This window comes from Actinoplanes sp. ATCC 53533 (assembly GCF_003947245.1).
On record NZ_QHHV01000009.1, the window covers coordinates 12,774 to 28,877 of the forward strand.

The following is a 16,104-nucleotide window of genomic DNA, read 5'->3' on the forward strand; positions in this document are numbered from 1 at the left end:
CGGTCAGGGCGGCGGCCGGACCGCTAGACTCGGCCGCCGGGATCGACCGTACTCCGCGTCCGACGGCCGAGTTGAGGGCGAGGCGTAGCCAACCCGGTTGTCCTGGCTCAGTCGGCCATGGGTCTGGGCACGGGCACGTCCGAGAAGGCGGCCACCGTGCGGTCCGCGTACGCGTTCATGTCTCCGGAGGTCATCGGGCCGTCCCAGGTGCGCGGCAGCGGGACCGGCACCGCCGGGGCGACCCGCCGCACGATCTCGTCCAGCACCTTCTCCGCGTCGCCGACCCAGAGGTGCTTGGCGCCCGGCATCCCGACCACCTCGGCCTGCGGGATCGCCGCGAAGCGGGAGCGGGCCTCGGCCGGCCGCAGGTAGTCGTCGAATTCCGGCACGAGCGCGGTCAGCGGCTTGCCGTCGGCCGCCCACGCGGCGAGGTGCTCCGGTGCGGAGAAGCGCAGCGGCGGGGACAGCAGGATCGCCCCCGCGATCGCCGGGTCGAGCCCGTGCATCAGCGTTAGATCCGTGCCGAAGGACCAGCCGAGCAGCCAGATGTTCGGCAGGTCCTGGAACTCCGCATACTCGATCGCGGCCGCGACGTCGTAGCGCTCCCCGACGGCGGCGGAGAACTCGCCCTCGCTGGTGCCGCGCACGCTGGTGGTGCCCCGGGTGTTGAAGCGCAGCACCGCGACGCCGGCCAGCGCGGGCAGCCGCCAGGCCGCCTTGCGGAAGACGTGGCTGTCCATCATGCCGCCGTGGGTCGGCAGCGGGTGCAGGCAGACCAGGGTGGCCACCGGCTCGCCGGACTCCGGCCGGGCCAGCTCGCCGACCAGGGTGAGCCCGTCGGCGGTGTGCAGGTCGATGTCCTCACGCCGGGCCGGCAGGACGGAGTTGGCACGGATCTGGTTAGTCACGTTGCCCATCCTTACCCATACCGTGGGGCGTTGCGGGAGCGCTCCACGCCGGGGCTGCGCCTGTCCCGCGCGCGCCAGCAGCCGGTGTGCCAGTGCCGCCGGTCGCTCTCGTCGCCCCGGTCGTCGACCGGCCAGGCCACGATGTGCGCGACGCCCGGGCGGATCTCCTGCATGCAGCCGGGGCAGCGGTAGGTCTTGGTGGCCGCGCCACCGAAGATCGACCGGACCATCCACTCGCCGTCCCGGTACTGCTGGACGCCCTCGATGCCCTTGCGGGCGCGCTCGTCACCCAGTGGCGTGGGCGCGGCGTCACGACGAGGGCGGTTACGGCGAGGACTCACGACAATCAAGCGTACGTGTGAGGCACAGCACGCCGAATGCGACTTAGACTCGCGTTCATGACGGCTACCCGTACTCCCGGCATGCCCGTGGTCGAGGACGGCTTCCTCGTGTCGACCAGCCCTGCGACCGGTGCCGAGGCGGGCCGCGTCCCGATCTCCGACCAGAAGGCGGTCGAGGCGGCCGTCGACCGGGCCCGCGACGCCGGCGCCTGGTGGGCCGGGCTTAATTTCGACGGCCGCAAGACCCGGCTGTTGCGCTGGCGGGCCCTGCTCGCCGAGCGGATCGACGAGCTGGCCGCGCTCACCCACGCCGAGACGGGCAAGCCGCTCGCCGACGCCATCGTCGAGGCCACCGCCGCGATCGAGCACATCGACTGGGCGGCCCACAACGCCAAGCGCGTCCTGGGCCCCCGCCGGATGCGGACCCGGCTGCTGGTCGCCGAGCACTCGGGCCACCTGGAATACCAGCCGTTCGGGGTGATCGGCGTGATCGGCCCGTGGAACTACCCGATCCTCACGCCGCTGGGCCCGATCAGCGGCGCGCTGGCCGCCGGCAACGCGGTCGTGCTCAAGCCCAGCGAGTACACCCCCGCGGTGGGCCAGTGGCTGGTCGACACCTTCGCCGAGATCGTCCCCGAGCAGCCCGTCCTGCAGGCCGTGCACGGCCTCGGTGACGTCGGCGCGGCGCTCTGCGGCGCCGGGGTCGGCAAGATCGCGTTCACCGGTTCCACGGCCACGGCGAAGAAGGTCATGGCCACCTGCGCGCAGACCCTGACCCCGGTGCTGCTCGAGGCCGGCGGCAAGGACGCGCTCATCGTGGACGCCGACGCGGACGTCGACGCAGCGGCCGAGGCCGCCGTCTGGGGCGCGATGACCAACGCCGGGCAGACCTGCATCGGCATCGAGCGGGTGTACGCGGTCGCGCCGGTCTACGACGCGTTCGTCGCGGCCGTGGTCGCCAAGGCCGGCAAGCTGCGGGTCGGCGAGGAGATCGGCCCGATCACCATGCCGGGTCAGATCGACATCATCCGGCGGCACATCGACGACGCGCTGGCCGGTGGCGGCCGGGCGCTGCTGGGCGGCGCCGACGCGGTGCAGCCGCCGCACGTGGCCCCGACCGTGCTGGTCGACGTGCCGGAGGACTCCGCCGCGATCCGCGAGGAGACCTTCGGGCCGACCGTGACCATCACCAGGGTGGCCGACGCCGAGGAGGCGATCACCCTGGCCAACGCGCTGCCGTACGGGCTGGGCGGTGCGGTCTTCGGCAAGGCGAACGGGGTCCGGATCGCCCGGCGGCTGCACACCGGCATGGTCGCGGTGAACTCGACGCTGAGCTTCGTCGGGATGGGCTCCCTGCCGTTCGGCGGGGTCGGCGAGTCCGGCTTCGGGCGCATCCACGGCGAGGACGGGCTGCGCGAGTTCGGCCGGGCCAAGTCGATCACCGTACGCCGGGGGCCGTCGCTGCTGCCCGCGATGACCTTCGAGCGCACCCCGGCGCAAGTGCGGCGCATCGTGAAGGCGGTCAAGTTCCTGTACGGCCGCCGACCGTGACACAGCTTGCTATTTTCACCCGGTGGATCATTCCGCGATCGAGGTCCGCGACCTGTCCGTGAGCTACGGCTCCACCCCGGTGCTGGTGGCGGTCCACCTGACCGTGCCGGTGGGCGCCGGGGTCTGCGTGACCGGCGAGAACGGCATCGGCAAGTCGACGCTGCTGCGCTGCGTGGCCAGCCTGCAGCGGGCCGACGCGGGTGAGATCAGGGTCTTCGGCGGGCCGCCCGGGTCCACACCGGAGTTCTGGCGGGCCGTGGTGACCACCGTGGAGCCCCCGACCTGGTATCCGGGCCTGACCACCCGCGAGCACGCCGAGCTGGTCTGCCGGGCGCACGGCCTGGACCCGGCGGCGGCCGAGCTGGACGAGACGCTGGAGCGCTTCGGCATCGCCGGGCACGCCGACGCCATCCCGCCCTCGTTGTCGTCGGGGCAGAAGCAGCGCCTCACCCTGGCGCTGTCCCTGCTGCGACCGAGCCGGCTGCTCATCCTGGACGAGCCCGAGCAGCGCCTGGACCCCGAGGGCCGGGCGATGGTGGCCGGGCTGCTGCGCGACTACCTGGCCGACGGCGGCACGGTGCTGATGGCCAGCCACGATGACGCGTTCGCCGCCGCGGCCGGCACCGGCACGGTGAGCATGGCGGACCTGCACGCCGTCGCCGCGCAGTGACCGCCCCGGTCGCCGTCGCGGGCATCCGGCGCTGGGTGCGCCGCACCCAGTCCGCGCACCGCGACGGCCGCGAGACGCTCGGCAACGTCTACTTCGCCGTCCTGTTCGTGCTCATCGTCGGCGGCATGGTGCACAAGCAGATCGCCGCCGTCGTCTGGCCCGACACCCCGAACGCGTCCATGCTGGCCGGCGGCTCGCTGATCCTGATCATCATCGGCGTCCTCTACCTGACGCTGCGCCGCCTCGGCCCGCTCGCGCTGAGCCGTCCGGCGGCGTCCTGGCTGCTCACGGCGCCGGTCAGCCGGCGCAGGCTGCTGTTGCCGTCGCTCTGGGTGGCGCTGCTCGGTGCGGCCGTCGTAGGGGCCGTCGGCGGGCTGGCCATCCTCGGGCACGTCGCCACCCGGCCGGTGCCCGGCGCGGACGCGCTGCTGCCGCTGGTCGGATCCCTGCTCGGCGGGGCGCTGTTGCTGGTCGCGCTGGGCGCGCAGGCCGACCGGTGGTGGTCGGCCTGGTCGGACAACGCGGCGTACCTGCTGATCGCGGTGGGGTTGGCCGGGCTGGTCGTCGACTCGGCCGTGGGCGCGCCGCGCGCGGATCCCGGATGGCCCGCCGCGCCGGTCGTGACCACGCTGGCGGGTGCCCTCGCGGTGGTCGTGACCGTGCTCTTCCTGCTGGCGGTACGCGGGCTCGCCGCGACCCCGAACGAGCGGATCCTGGAGGCGGCCAAGACCTCCGGAACGCTCTTCGACTCGGCGTACGGCATGGAGCCGTCGTTCGTCACCGAGATGGTGGAGCGGCGCTACTGGGCCCGCCGCAAGCTGACCTCGCGGCGGCTCTGGCCTCGGGGTGGCATTCTGTTTTCCGCTGCGGGTCAGCACCAGCGGCGCGTGCCGGTGCTGGTGGCGCAGGATCTGTTGCTGCTGCGCCGCCGGCCGCGACGGCTGCTCTGGGTGGCCGCCGCGACCACGCTGCCCGCGCTGCTGGCGCACGCGCCCGGCTGGCTCCTCGGCCTCGCCGTGCTGGCCGGCGGCCTGGTGCCCGGCGGCGTGACGGCCGGCACGATCCGCACGGACGCCGGCAACCCGGTCATGCTGCGCCTGCTCGGGCTCAGCTCGAGGACGGCGATCGGCCAGCGGCTCTGGGTGCCCGGCGTGCTCTCCGGCCTCTGGTACGCGGCGGCCCTCGCCCTGCTGCAGGGGCTCGGCGATCTGCCGGCCGGGCCGTGGTGGGCGCTGGGCCTGGCCCTGGGGCCGGTCGGCGCGGCCGCGACGATGCGCAAGTCGCGGGTGGGCTTCGTCGACAACGGACTGATGCCGGTGGACACCCCGATGGGCTCGGTCTCGACCGGACCGCTGCTCAACGCGTTCGCCGGGCTCGACGTGCTGCTGCTCGGCCTGCCGACGGTCGTGCAGATCGCCGTGGGCGAGCCGCTGAGCTGGACCGGGGTGGCGATACAGGCCGCCGTCGCGGTGCTCGGCGCACGGGCCTACCTGGACGCGACGACGAAGAAGGACCGGGTCGAGCTGAGCGGGCGCTAGAAGAGCGTCAGTTCGTTGCGTTCCATGCCGCGCAGCTTGTCGTAGTCGACGACCACGCAGCGGATGCCTCGGTCGGTGGCGAGCACCCGGGCCTGTGGCTTGATCTCCTGCGCGGCGAAGACGCCCTGCACGGGCGCGAGCAGCGGGTCGCGGTTCATCAGTTCGAGATAGCGGGTGAGCTGCTCCACGCCGTCGATGTCGCCGCGACGCTTGATCTCCACCGCCACCGCGCCGCCGTCGGCGTCCCGGCAGAGCAGGTCGACCGGGCCGATCGCCGTCATGTATTCGCGGCGGACCAGGCTCCAGCCCTCGCCGAAGGTCGCCGGGTGGGCGGCCAGCAACTCCTGCAGGTGCGCCTCGACGCCGTCCTTCACCAGACCCGGGTCGACGCCCAGCTCGTACGAGGTGTCCTGGAAGATCTCCTCGAGGGTGATCCGCAGCTCCTCGCCGGCCTTGTTGACGACCTTCCACACCCCGGGCGCCTCCTGCAGCTTGCAGGGCGGGCTCATCCAGTTCAGCGGCTTGTAGGCCCGGTCGTCGGCGTGGATGGACACCGAACCGTCCGCTTTGACCATCAGGAGCCGGGTGGCCAACGGCAGGTGGGCGGAGAGACGGCCGACGTAATCCACAGAGCATTTCGCAATGACCAGGCGCACCCGACGAGGGTAGCCTCCGCCGGATGCCGGGCGAGCGCGGCGGTGCCATGCTGAGTGCGTGCTCGAAGCGCTCACCGGAACCGGCCTGGCGGCATCCGCCGGGCTGAATGCCTACATCCCCCTGCTCACCATGGGTCTGCTGGCCCGATACACCGAGGCCATCGAGCTGCCCAGCGGCTGGCAGTGGCTCTCCAACGGCTGGGTCATCGGCATTCTCGCGGTGCTGCTCGCCGTCGAGATGGTCGCCGACAAGATCCCGGTCGTCGACCACGTCAACGACCTCGTGCAGACCGTGGTCCGGCCGACCGCGGGCGGGCTGGCGTTCGGGGCCGGCTCGTCGTCCGAGACGGTCACCGTGTCCGACCCGGGCTCGTTCTTCGGTTCACACCAGTGGGTGCCGGTGGCGGCCGGGGTGGTCATCGCCCTCTGCGTGCACGGGGTGAAGGCCGCCTCCCGGCCGGTGGTGAACGCCACCACGGCCGGCCTGGGCGCGCCGGTGGCCAGCACCGCCGAGGACTTCGGCAGCGTGCTGCTGTCCCTGCTGGCGATCCTGCTGCCGGTGCTGGTCCTGCTCGCGATCGTGCTGCTGGTGTTCGGCGGCTGGTGGGTGATCAGGCGACGCCGGCTGCGCAAGCGGGAACGAGGCCGGTTTGAGGGTGTTGAGACCCAGCAACTGTTTGGTTGACTGCTTCGGTGCCCGCGATCGCCGTACCCGCCTTCGCCCTGACCTGGTGGCTGGGTTGCTATCTGGTGGGGCGTGACCCCACCCGCGCGCTGCTGTGGCGGGCGGGGGCCGCGCTGGTCGCGTACGCGATCGCGGTCGCGGCCTGGAGCCTCGCCCCCGGCTCCGGGATCGCCCAGCTGCTGATCTGCGTGCCGGCGCTGTGCTGGGCCGGGGTGTCGGTGGGCCTGCTGCCGCCGGAGGTGCCGGAGCACCGCCAGGTCAACCGCGGCTGGCCGGTGCTGGCGCTGGTGTTCCTGGTGCTGGCCGCGGCGCTGCCCGGCGTGGGCAAGCTGGTCGCGCTGGCGCCGCTGGCGGGCGGCATGGCGCTGCTGCTGCGGTATCGCGACCAGGCACGCCCGTCCTCGCTGCCGTCGGCGCTGACCGCCGCCGCGATTCTCTACACGCTCGGCCTGGTTGTGATGCTGGGCCCGATCGACCTCGGGCCGCCCATCGTGGTGCTCGCCGCGATCGGGATCGACCTGCTGCTGATGGGCTATCTGGTGGCGGTGGCCGACGCCGTCGACCTGGGCGAACGGCTGCTGCCCGACCTGCGCCGCTCGCTGCTCGCCGCAGTGCTGGCCGTGCTGCTCTGCGGTGGGCCGGCGGCGCTGACCATGCTGGCCGCCCCGGGCCTGGGCGCGGTGCGGGTGCTGCAGTTCGTGCTGCTGGCGGCGGTGCTGAGCGCGGTGGGCCTGGCCGGGCAGTTGCGCGCCGGCCTGGATCAGCTCGCCTTCGGTTCCGACGATCGGCTGCGGCAGAACCGCAGCGTGTTGTTGCGCGCCGCCGACGCGCTGCCCCGGCGGCGCGGTCGGCACCAGATGCCCGTGCTGGATGCGGAGGAGTTCCGCCGGCTCACCCGCCGCGCGCTGGACGACTTCGGTGACGTGGGCCGGCTGCTGCGCAACCCGCTGGCCGAGCTGCCCGCCGTCGACCGCCGGCTGGCGGCCCGCGGGCCCGGGGCGGCCGACCAGCCGCTGGTCCGGGCCGCGGAGCTGCGGGCGGTGCTGGGTGAGCACGTGGCGCGGCTCAGGCCGGCCGGGGGGTTCGACACCACCGAGGAGTGGCGCTTCTTCAACGCGCTGTACTACTGCGGCGTCATGGGCCTGCGGCCGTACCAGCGCGGGCCGCAGCCCGAGGGCCTGGACCGGGATGCCCGGCGGGCCGTCGACTGGTTCCGCCGCTATGTGCCACGGCGCTCGATGCACCGGTGGCAGGCCGAGGGCGCCGCCATGGTGGCCGCTCAGCTGTGGCGCGACCTGATCGCCACCGATCCGCGCTGGCTGACCGGGGCGGGCGCGGCCACCCGCCGGCAACCCGTGCGGTGACGCTTCGGTAGCGACACGCGCCGCCTAAGGCGACCAAGCACCCCAAACTGGTTAAAATCCCCCATCGTGGATTCCGGGGGGTGCAGTGGGTAGCCACCGCAACGCACTGGTCGCCGTCGTCCGGCAAGAGCTGGCCGAAGCGCGCGGCACCGCCCGGGCCGTGCTGGCCGCCGCCGAGTCGGCCCGCAGCGAGGCGCTGCGGCGCAAACAGCTGATCCGGGACGCGTACTCGACCTGCCTGGCCCAGCTGGCCGAGGCGCGGGAGGCGGCCCGGGAGGACGTCCTGCGCCGGACCCGGACCGAGGCCGGCCGGCTGGCCCGCGACGTCGAGTCGGTCGCCGCCCTGTACGCCCCGGGCGCGGCCGGCACGGCCTGGCGCTACTGGACGCCCACCGAGCCCGACCGGGTCACCCGTCCCGGGCTGTTGCGCATCGGCACCATCGGCTACGACCCCGGCGACGGCGAACGGCGGCTGCCCGCCCTGGTGCCGCTGCTCGACCACGCCCACGTCAACCTCGCCGGCGACCGGGCGGCCGCGGACGGCGTGATCTCCGGCCTGCTGCTGCGCGCCCTCGGCACCACCCGGCCCGGCGACGTCCGGCTCACCGTCTACGACCCGGAACAGCTCGGCGGGACGCTGGCCGCGTTCGCCCCGCTCGGCAACGCCGGTCTGCTCTCCTTCACCGGCCCCGGCGGGCTCGGTCCGATGCTCGACGACCTGGTGGAACAGATCTGCCGGGTCAACGAGACCGTGCTGGCCGGCGAGTACGCGTCCCTCGCCGAGCTCACCGCCGCGACGACCGGCCCGCGCCCGGAACCGTGGCGGGTCATCGTGCTGCTCGCGGACGCCGAGCTGACCCCCGCCCAACGGGCCCAGCTCGACCGGATCGCCCGGACGGGCGTGGCGTGCGGCGTACACCTGGTGGTCCGCGGTCTGGACCTGGCGCCGCACCACACGGTGGAGCGCATCGAGGTGCGGCCCGAGGCGGCGACCTGCGACACCATCGGCGACCTGACGATCCGGCTCGATGCCGCACCGCCACCGGACCGGATCGCCGGCTTCTGCCGGACGATGGCCGAGCGGGTGCGCCAGGGGCCCCCACCCGCCCGCTTCGCCGACCTCGAACCGGACAAGCTCTGGGTCGAGTCGTCCGCGCACGGCCTGAGCGCGCCGATCGGGGACAGCACCGACGGTCCGCTGATCTCGGTGCCGCTCGGCGACGACCCGCCGCACGCGCTGATCGGCGGCCCGTCCGGCTCCGGCAAGACCAACCTGATCTACGCCTGGATCGGCTCGCTGGCCGCCCGGTACGGCCCCGAGGAGCTGGCGTTCTACCTGCTGGACTTCAAGGAGGGCGTGTCCTTCGCCCGGTTCGCGCCGGGCCCGCGCGACCCGAGCTGGCTGCCCCAGGTGCGCCTCGCCGGGATCAACGTCAACGGCGACCGGGAGTTCGGCCTGGCCCTGCTGCGCCACCTCGGCGAGGAGCTCCGGACCCGGGCCCAGGCGGCCAAGCGGTACGAGGCCTCGAAGCTGGCCGAGTTGCGCGCCGAGGACCCGGCCGGCCACTGGCCCCGGATCGTCGCCGTCATCGACGAGTTCCAGGTGCTGCTCGCCGGGCGCGACGCGCTCGCCGAGGAGGCCGTCACGCTGCTCGAGGACCTCGCCCGGCGCGGCCGTTCGCAGGGCATCCACCTCGTGCTGGCCAGCCAGGACGTCTCCGGCATCGAGGCGCTGTGGGGCCACTCCGGGCTGATCGGGCAGTTCACCCTGCGCGTCGCGCTGCCCAAGGCCCGGCGCATCCTGGCCGACACCAATCTGGCCGCGGCGGTCATCCCCCGCTTCCACGCGGTCGTCAACGCCGACTCCGGCGCCGCGGGCGCCAACCACGTCGTCCGGCTGCCGGATGCCGGCGACCGGCAGGCCTGGCGGACGCTGCAGCGCAAGCTCTGGCACCGCCGGCCGGACGCCTGCGTGCCGCCGCGGCTGTTCGACGGCGACGCGGTGCCGCGGCTGCCGGAGGCCTACCGGCCCGCGGGGCGGGTGCTGCACCCCGGCGCCGACATCGGTTCGTCACCGGGCGCGGTACTGGGCGAGCGCATCGACGTGGCCGCGCGCCCGGCCCGGCTGCGGCTCGGCCGGATGCCCGGGCGCAACCTGGCGGTGCTCGGCACCCGCACCACCGAGGCCTGCGACGTGCTCGCCGCGGCCGGGCTCTCGCTGGCCGCGCAGGGACCGGCCCGGTTCAGCATCGTCTGCCTCGACCCCGGCGCGGAGCGCTCGGCCGCCCGGCTCGTCGCCGAGCTGCCCCAGGCCGACTGGTACGGCCACGCCGACCTCGACCAGTTCTTCGACGGCCTGGCGCCGGACGGCATCCCGCACTACGTCCTCGGATACGCCCTGGACGCCGCCGGGGCGGGCTACCGAGACCGCTGGCGTGCCCTGCTGACCGACGGCCCCGAGCAGCGGATCCACGTGCTCGGCTGGTGGCGGTCCGTGCCCCGGCTGCGCGACGACCTCGGCGGCATCGGCGCGCGGCTGGACACCATCGGCGCGTGGGTGGCGCTCGACGTGCAGGGGCCCGAGCTGAGCCCGCTCTCCCCGCAACCCGGCGGCCCGGCCTGGTACCCCCGGCCGCGGCGGGCGCTGTTCTTCGACCGCTCGGTGCACCGCCATCCGGAAGTGATCATCCCGTACGAGGTGAACAGTGACCACACGTGACCGCGACTACCAGCTGATGATGAGCGCGCTCGCCGACGTCGCCCGGCGGCGGGACGCGGCCCTCGCGGAGGCCGAGCAGGCGTACCAGACCAGCGCCGCACAGGCCGCCGGGGAGCTCGCCCGGGCCGAGGGCGACGCGATCTCCGCCGACCGCTGGGCGGGCGCCGCCGCGGCGCAGGTGCTGGACGTGGACCGGGAGGCGGGCCGGCTCTGGGAGCAGCTGCGCCGGGCCCGGGGGATCCGGGTACGGGCACTGGGCGAGCTGCCGGAGCCACTGTCCATCGAGGTGCTGCCCCGCACCGCGCTGGAGAGCTCGCCGGACGACGCCGGCGCCGCGCTCCCGGCGCCGCGCCAGTCGGCCCGGACCCTGCTCGCCCGCGCGGCCGAGCGGATCGACGTGACCGGGCGCCCGGCCGTGCACCGCCCGCTGCCGCGCTGGGCGCTGCCGCTGCTGCCGATGCTGGGCGCACTGCTGGCCGGCGTCTGCGGTCTGGTCGCGGCCGGGCTGGTCACCTTCGGGAGCACCGGGATTCCGGGCGGCGCCGTGCTGCGCGGGCTGGGCTGGCTGGCGTTCCTGGTGGCGCCGTCCGCGGGCGTGCCGGTGGCGGCGGCCCTGGCACACCGCAGGCTGCGCGCGCGCCTCGACATCGGCGGGATCGGGCTGACCCTGATCGGCGGGATGCTGGCGGCGACCGTACTCTCGGTGACCTTCGCATCCTCCCGCTGAGCCGCCACCGGGGCGGGCGCGGCGGCGAGCCGCCGCGCCCAGTCCGGGCAGTCTTCAGTCCGGCCGCGGCGGCCGGACGGGCCGTCCTCAGTAGGTGTAGAAGCCCTTGCCGGTCTTGCGGCCCAGGTCGCCGGCCGTGACCATGCGCTGCAGCAGCTCCGGCGGGAAGAACTTCTCGTCCGCGGTGTCGTGGTAGATGTTGGACGCCGCGTTCAGCATGACGTCGAGACCGGTCAGGTCGACGGTGGCCAGCGGGCCCATGGCGTGCCCGAAGCCCAGCTTCATCACCGTGTCCAGGTCGGCGGCCGACACCACGCCGGTCTCGACCAGCTTGATCGCCTCGACCAGCAGGGCCGAGAAGAGCCGGTTCGACACGAAGCCGGCCACGTCCCGCTTGACCTCGACGCAGGTCTTGCCGACCTCCTCGGCGAAGTTGCGCGCGCTCGCCAGCGTCTCGTCCGAGGTCTGGTAGCCGCGGACCAGCTCGACCAGCTTCATCATCGGCACCGGCGAGAAGAAGTGGATGCCCACGACCGACTCGGGCCGGGCCGTGACCGCCGCGATCTGGGTGATCGGGATGGCGGAGGTGTTGGTGCCGAGCACCGCGCCGGGCTTGCAGATCTTGTCGAGCGCCCGGAAGACCTCGTGCTTGGCCTCCAGCTTCTCGAAGATCGCCTCGACCACCACGTCGGCGTCCGCCATCGCATCCAGGTCGGTCGTCGTGGTGATCCGGCCGACCGCCGCCTCGGCCTCCTCGGCCGAGATCTTGCCCTTGGCGGCGAAGCGCCCCAGGGACTCCCGGATCGCCGCCACGCCGCGGCCCAGCGAGGCCTCGTCCAGGTCCCGGAGGGTGACCTGCCAGCCGGCCTGGGCCGCCACCTGGGCGATGCCCGAACCCATCAGACCGGAGCCGATGACCGCGAGTCGACCCGCCATGAGTGTTCTCCTTCTCCACGTTGAGGTAACGCCGACAGCCTAGCCGCCACGCTTAACGAAGGCTCAGGGCCTCGATCGGGGCAAATCCCGAGAAATCCCCCGCCCCCGGTGCCAGACTGTGCCCATGCCACCAAGCGACGGCTGGTACCTCCTCGGGCCGTTCATCGCCGTCGCACTCGTCGGGTTCCTCGGCGCGATCTTCTGGCGGATGGGCCTGCAATGGACACAAGCCAGCGAGGACCCGCTCCGCGACCTCTACGCCGGCCTGGCCATCTTCGGCGAGGCCGAGGACTACGGCCTGCTCTGCCCGGCCGCGGCCACCAACGACCCGGACATCGCCGAGGAGATCCGCACCCTGCTGGCGGCCGCGGGCATCCGCTCGACGTCCGCGATCCGCCCGGACGGGCGACTGCTGGTGCTGGTCTTCCCGGAAGAGGTGGACGAGGCCCGCCGCCTGGTCGGCGGCTCCCCCGCCGTCTAGCGGCGGCCGCTCAAGCCCCTCAGAAGTCGAAGGTCGGCTCGGCGACCACCGCTCGCTCGACGTCCACGCCCAGGTTGGCCAGGTCCGCGACGAAGTTCGGGTAGCCGCGGTCGATGTGGTGGACCTCGCCGACCTCGGTGATGCCCTCGGCGCACAGGCCGGCGATGACCAGGCCGGCACCCGCGCGGATGTCGGTGGCCCGCACCGGCGCGCCGGAGAGCCGCTCGCGGCCGTTCACCACGGCGTGGTGCCCGTCGGTGCGGATGTCCGCGCCCAGCCGGACCATCTCGTTCACGAACATGAACCGGCCGTCGAAGATGTTCTCGGTGATCAGCGACGAGCCGGCGCTGACCGCGGCCAGGCCGATCGCCATCGGCAGCAGGTCGGTGGCGAAGCCCGGGTACGGCAGCGTCACGATGTCGATGGCCTTCGGGCGGTCGTCCATGCGCACCCGGAACTGGTTGTCGCCCGGCTCGACCACCGCGCCGGCCGAGACCAGTTTGTCCAGCGCCATGGCCAGGTAGGCCGGCTGCACGCCGTGCACGGTGACGTCGCCGCGGGTCATCGCGGCACCGAAGGCCCAGGTGCCGCCGACGATCCGGTCGCCGACCGTGACGTGCCGCACCGGCTTGAGCGCGTCCACGCCCTCGATGGTCAGGGTCGATGTGCCGGCGCCGGAGATCTGCGCGCCCATCGCGGTCAGCATGTCGCAGATGTCGACGATCTCCGGCTCGCGGGCCGCGTTGTCGATCTCCGTCACGCCCTTGGCCAGGACCGCGGCCATCAGCAGGTTCTCGGTGGCGCCGACGCTCGGGAAGTCCAGCCAGATCTTGCCGCCGCGCAGGCCGCCCGGCGCGCTGGCGATGACGAAGCCGTGCTCGCCGGAGATCTCGGCGCCCATCCGGGCCAGGCCGGCGACGTGCATGTCCAGGCCGCGCGAGCCGATCGCGTCGCCGCCCGGGTGCGCCACCCGGACGTAGCCGCGGCGGGCCAGCAGCGGGCCCAGCACGCAGATGGACGCGCGCAGCCGGCGCACCAGGTCGTAGTCGGTCTCGCTGCCCGGCTCGGCGGGCACGTCGATGATCGCCTCGCCGTTCGCCAGCGACACCTCGCAGCCCAGCCGGCGCAGCACCTCGGCCATGATCGCCACGTCGGTGATGCGCGGGACGTTGGCCACCACGCTGCGGCCCTCGGCGAGCAGGGCGACGGCCATCAGCTTGAGTGCGGAGTTCTTCGCGCCGCCCACCATGACGTCGCCGGACAGGCGGGCGCCGCCCTTGACTCTGATCACATCCACGCGGGCCATCGTATGGGGCGCGGCCGCGTGCCTCCGTAGGGTGGGGGGCATGGCCGTGCATCTCACCCGCATTTACACCCGCACCGGCGACGCCGGTTCGACCCGCCTGGGCAACAACGAGGTCACCTCGAAGACCGATCCTCGGGTCGCGGCGTACGCGGACGCCGACGAGTGCAACGCGGCGATCGGGGTCGCGCTCGCGATGGGGGCGCTGGCCCCCGACGTGAAGAGCGTGCTGACCGCCGTACAGAACGATCTGTTCGACGTCGGTGCCGACCTGTGCAATCCGCTGGCCGAGGAGCCGCCCTACCCGCCGCTGCGGATCACCGAGGCGTACGTGACCCGGCTCGAGGGTTGGTGCGACGAATACAACGAGCAGCTGCCCGAGCTGGACTCCTTCGTGCTGCCGGGCGGGACGCCGGGTGCGGCCCTGCTGCACGTGGCCCGGACGGTCGCCCGCCGCGCGGAGCGCTCCGCCTGGGCGCTCTGCGAGATCGACCAGGAGCACACCTCGCCGCTGCCGGCCAAATATCTGAACCGGCTCTCCGACCTGCTCTTCATCCTGGGCCGGACGGCCAACCCCGGCGGCGACGTCAAGTGGGTGCCGGGCGGGGCTTCTTGAGCCTGCACCACGTCGAGCTGTGGGTGCCCGACCTGGCCGGCGCCCAGGTGCCCTGGGGCTGGCTGCTGGGCGAGCTCGGGTGGGAGACCTACCAGGAATGGCCACAGGGGCGCTCCTGGCGGCACGGCGACGTCTATCTGGTGCTGGAGCAGTCCCCGGCGCTGTCCGGCGGCGTGCACGACCGGCGGGCTCCCGGCCTGAACCATCTGGCCTTCACGGTGGCCGGCGAGGCGGCGGTGGACCGGCTCACCGCGGCCGCGCCCGGGCACGGCTGGTCGCTGATGTTCGCCGACCGGCATCCGCACGCGGGTGGCCCGCAGAGCTATGCGGCCTATCTCGAGGACGCCTGGGGCTACGAGGTGGAGCTCTGCGCCGGGCCGCCCTGAGCGTCAGCGCTCGACGGGGCGCGGGGTGATCGTCGGGCGGGGGGCCACGGATCCGGGTTGCCCCGGCGGGCCCGCCTCCAGCCAGGAGAGGAAGCCGGTCACCGTGGACTCGGCCATGGCGATCTCCAGCTCGGAGCTGCCGGTCGTGCAGAGCAGGATCACCCAGTGGCCCGGCATGGTCAGGCGTTCCGGTCCGGCGGGCAGCCGGCGGCGGCCGACCGACAGGGTGCGCCGGTCCAGCATCCGCTTCGGGCGGACGCCGAAGCTGAACATGCGGTGGAAGCGCAGCTCGTCACCGACGAACTGACCGATCCCCGTGGACCAGCCGCGGCCCGGCACCATCGTGCTGACCCGGACCTGGAGCCGAATGGTGCCGCCGCCTGACATGAGCAGCCGGCGGCGGACGAAGACCGCGAGAAGAAAGACGAGCAGCGCGACGACGCAGATTCCGATGATCTCCAGAACCCGCATCGTCGGCGTCAGTGCGCGTCGGGGGTGGCGGGAGTGGCGCTCTCGGCGAGGATGGTCACGCCGTTCGCGTCGATGGAGAGGAAGCCGCCCGCTACGTCGTAGGTCAGCTGCTCGCCGCCGGCGAGTTTGACCCGCACCTGGGAGGGCTCCTTGAGCAGGCCGAGCAGCGGGGAGTGGCCGGGCAGGACACCGAGCTCACCCTCGGTGGTGCGCGCGACGACCATCTCGGCCTCGCCGGACCAGACCTTCTCCTCGACGGCGACGACCTGGACTTGCAACTGCTTGGCCACGCTGTCTCTCCTTACGAAGTTGCCTCGGTTTTCCGCCGCGGGTCGGCTCAGTAAAGCCTGCGGAACCGATTGACGTGAAGTCTAAACGGCTGGGTGACATGCCGGTGCCTGGGGTGGCGACCACCACTGCCGGCGGGTCAGAGTTTCTGGAGGAAGTCCGGGTGCTCGACGAGGAATGTCGAGACCGTGTCGTTCTGCACGGATGCGAAGAAGTCCTCGGCGCCGGGCTCGAGCTCCTCGCCGAGATAGTCGCCGTTCGTGATGAGGCTCCTGCCGGGCAGCTTGACCAGCGTCATGTCGTCGGAGCGCAGGCCCTTGAGGGCCAGGCCCCAGTCGACGACCGTGTGGCCGTTGCCGTCGAAGATCAGCGTGTCGCCGGCCGCCTTCAGCACCTTGTCGAGCTTGACCGGGTTGGTCACCACGTTCTTGCTCAGCGCCTGCGAGGTCATCGCCTTGATGAAC

General features: G+C 73.2%; 17 protein-coding genes and 1 pseudogene. 10 read left to right on the forward strand and 8 right to left on the reverse strand.

The features are described from left to right. Positions 1-107: 107 nt before the first annotated feature. Entirely contained in the window at positions 108-908 is an 801-nt protein-coding gene (locus DMB66_RS03025; RefSeq protein WP_125802444.1) for an alpha/beta hydrolase, read from the reverse strand. Positions 909-919: 11 nt separating this feature from the next. Beyond that, positions 920-1,249 (reverse strand): hypothetical protein, encoded by a 330-nt coding sequence (locus tag DMB66_RS03030; protein WP_199751846.1) that lies wholly within the window; start codon positions 1,247-1,249, stop codon positions 920-922. Between the two features lie 57 nt (positions 1,250-1,306). On the opposite strand from DMB66_RS03030, the gene DMB66_RS03035 reads away from it, so the two are divergent. The 3 genes from DMB66_RS03035 to DMB66_RS03045 are packed head-to-tail and all read left to right on the forward strand — an operon-like array spanning position 1,307 to position 5,008. Beyond that, positions 1,307-2,800 carry an aldehyde dehydrogenase family protein gene (locus DMB66_RS03035; protein WP_125802445.1) on the forward strand — a complete coding sequence of 498 codons (1,494 nt, stop codon included), beginning with the start codon at positions 1,307-1,309 and terminating at the stop codon, positions 2,798-2,800. 22 nt (positions 2,801-2,822) lie between these two features. Continuing rightward, positions 2,823-3,470, forward strand: a complete 648-nt coding sequence (locus tag DMB66_RS03040) for an ATP-binding cassette domain-containing protein (RefSeq protein ID WP_125802446.1) — start codon at positions 2,823-2,825, stop codon at positions 3,468-3,470. Beyond that, positions 3,467-5,008, forward strand: a complete 1,542-nt coding sequence (locus DMB66_RS03045) for a DUF6297 family protein (protein ID WP_125802447.1) — start codon at positions 3,467-3,469, stop codon at positions 5,006-5,008. The genes DMB66_RS03040 and DMB66_RS03045 overlap by 4 nt, the downstream gene beginning before the upstream one ends. Here the strand turns inward: DMB66_RS03045 and nucS are convergent. Continuing rightward, positions 5,005-5,664: an endonuclease NucS gene (gene nucS, locus DMB66_RS03050; RefSeq protein WP_125802448.1), complete on the reverse strand. Its 660-nt coding sequence runs from the start codon at positions 5,662-5,664 to the stop codon at positions 5,005-5,007. The two genes, DMB66_RS03045 and nucS, sit on opposite strands and share 4 nt — an antisense overlap. 58 nt (positions 5,665-5,722) lie before the next feature. Between nucS and DMB66_RS03055 the strand changes: the two genes are divergently transcribed. The 4 genes from DMB66_RS03055 to DMB66_RS03070 all read left to right on the forward strand — a co-directional run bounded on the left by DMB66_RS03055 (position 5,723) and on the right by DMB66_RS03070 (position 11,159). Then, on the forward strand, positions 5,723-6,349 hold the full coding sequence (locus DMB66_RS03055) for a DUF4126 domain-containing protein (RefSeq protein ID WP_125802449.1): 627 nt from the start codon (positions 5,723-5,725) through the stop codon (positions 6,347-6,349). Next, positions 6,346-7,713 (forward strand): hypothetical protein, encoded by a 1,368-nt coding sequence (locus DMB66_RS03060; RefSeq protein WP_125802450.1) that lies wholly within the window; start codon positions 6,346-6,348, stop codon positions 7,711-7,713. Before DMB66_RS03055 ends, DMB66_RS03060 begins: the two co-directional genes overlap by 4 nt. An 85-nt stretch (positions 7,714-7,798) precedes the next feature. Next, the gene (locus DMB66_RS03065) at positions 7,799-10,432 is read left to right on the forward strand and encodes an FtsK/SpoIIIE domain-containing protein (RefSeq protein WP_125802451.1); all 2,634 of its coding nucleotides are present in this window, start codon (positions 7,799-7,801) and stop codon (positions 10,430-10,432) included. Beyond that, positions 10,419-11,159 (forward strand): hypothetical protein, encoded by a 741-nt coding sequence (locus DMB66_RS03070; protein ID WP_125802452.1) that lies wholly within the window; start codon positions 10,419-10,421, stop codon positions 11,157-11,159. Before DMB66_RS03065 ends, DMB66_RS03070 begins: the two co-directional genes overlap by 14 nt. 87 nt (positions 11,160-11,246) lie before the next feature. Here the strand turns inward: DMB66_RS03070 and DMB66_RS03075 are convergent, their stop codons facing one another. Next, positions 11,247-12,095 (reverse strand): 3-hydroxyacyl-CoA dehydrogenase family protein, encoded by an 849-nt coding sequence (locus tag DMB66_RS03075; RefSeq protein ID WP_125802453.1) that lies wholly within the window; start codon positions 12,093-12,095, stop codon positions 11,247-11,249. Between the two features lie 124 nt (positions 12,096-12,219). On the opposite strand from DMB66_RS03075, the gene DMB66_RS03080 reads away from it, so the two are divergent. Beyond that, a complete protein-coding gene (locus DMB66_RS03080; RefSeq protein ID WP_125802454.1) occupies positions 12,220-12,576 on the forward strand; it encodes a hypothetical protein in 357 nt (118 codons plus the stop codon). Between the two features lie 19 nt (positions 12,577-12,595). Here DMB66_RS03080 and murA read toward each other — a convergent pair whose 3' ends face one another. After that, entirely contained in the window at positions 12,596-13,882 is a 1,287-nt protein-coding gene (gene murA / locus DMB66_RS03085; RefSeq protein WP_125802455.1) for a UDP-N-acetylglucosamine 1-carboxyvinyltransferase, read from the reverse strand. A 40-nt stretch (positions 13,883-13,922) separates the two neighbouring features. Here murA and DMB66_RS03090 point away from each other — a divergent pair, with 40 nt between their 5' ends. Both DMB66_RS03090 and DMB66_RS03095 read left to right on the forward strand, forming a co-directional pair. Then, the gene (locus DMB66_RS03090) at positions 13,923-14,495 is read left to right on the forward strand and encodes a cob(I)yrinic acid a,c-diamide adenosyltransferase (RefSeq protein ID WP_125802456.1); all 573 of its coding nucleotides are present in this window, start codon (positions 13,923-13,925) and stop codon (positions 14,493-14,495) included. Then, positions 14,471-14,881, forward strand: a complete 411-nt coding sequence (locus DMB66_RS03095; RefSeq protein ID WP_125802457.1) for a VOC family protein — start codon at positions 14,471-14,473, stop codon at positions 14,879-14,881. The genes DMB66_RS03090 and DMB66_RS03095 overlap by 25 nt, the downstream gene beginning before the upstream one ends. Positions 14,882-14,884: 3 nt before the next feature. Here DMB66_RS03095 and DMB66_RS03100 read toward each other — a convergent pair whose 3' ends face one another. The 3 genes and pseudogenes from DMB66_RS03100 to DMB66_RS03110 all read right to left on the reverse strand — a co-directional run. Further along, positions 14,885-15,352 (reverse strand): DUF2550 domain-containing protein, encoded by a 468-nt coding sequence (locus DMB66_RS03100; protein WP_125802458.1) that lies wholly within the window; start codon positions 15,350-15,352, stop codon positions 14,885-14,887. Between the two features lie 8 nt (positions 15,353-15,360). Then, on the reverse strand, positions 15,361-15,642 hold the full coding sequence (locus tag DMB66_RS03105) for a F0F1 ATP synthase subunit epsilon (RefSeq protein ID WP_125802459.1): 282 nt from the start codon (positions 15,640-15,642) through the stop codon (positions 15,361-15,363). A gap of 137 nt (positions 15,643-15,779) precedes the next feature. Then, positions 15,780-16,104 (reverse strand): annotated as a pseudogene (locus tag DMB66_RS03110) (LytR family transcriptional regulator); the annotation flags it as partial.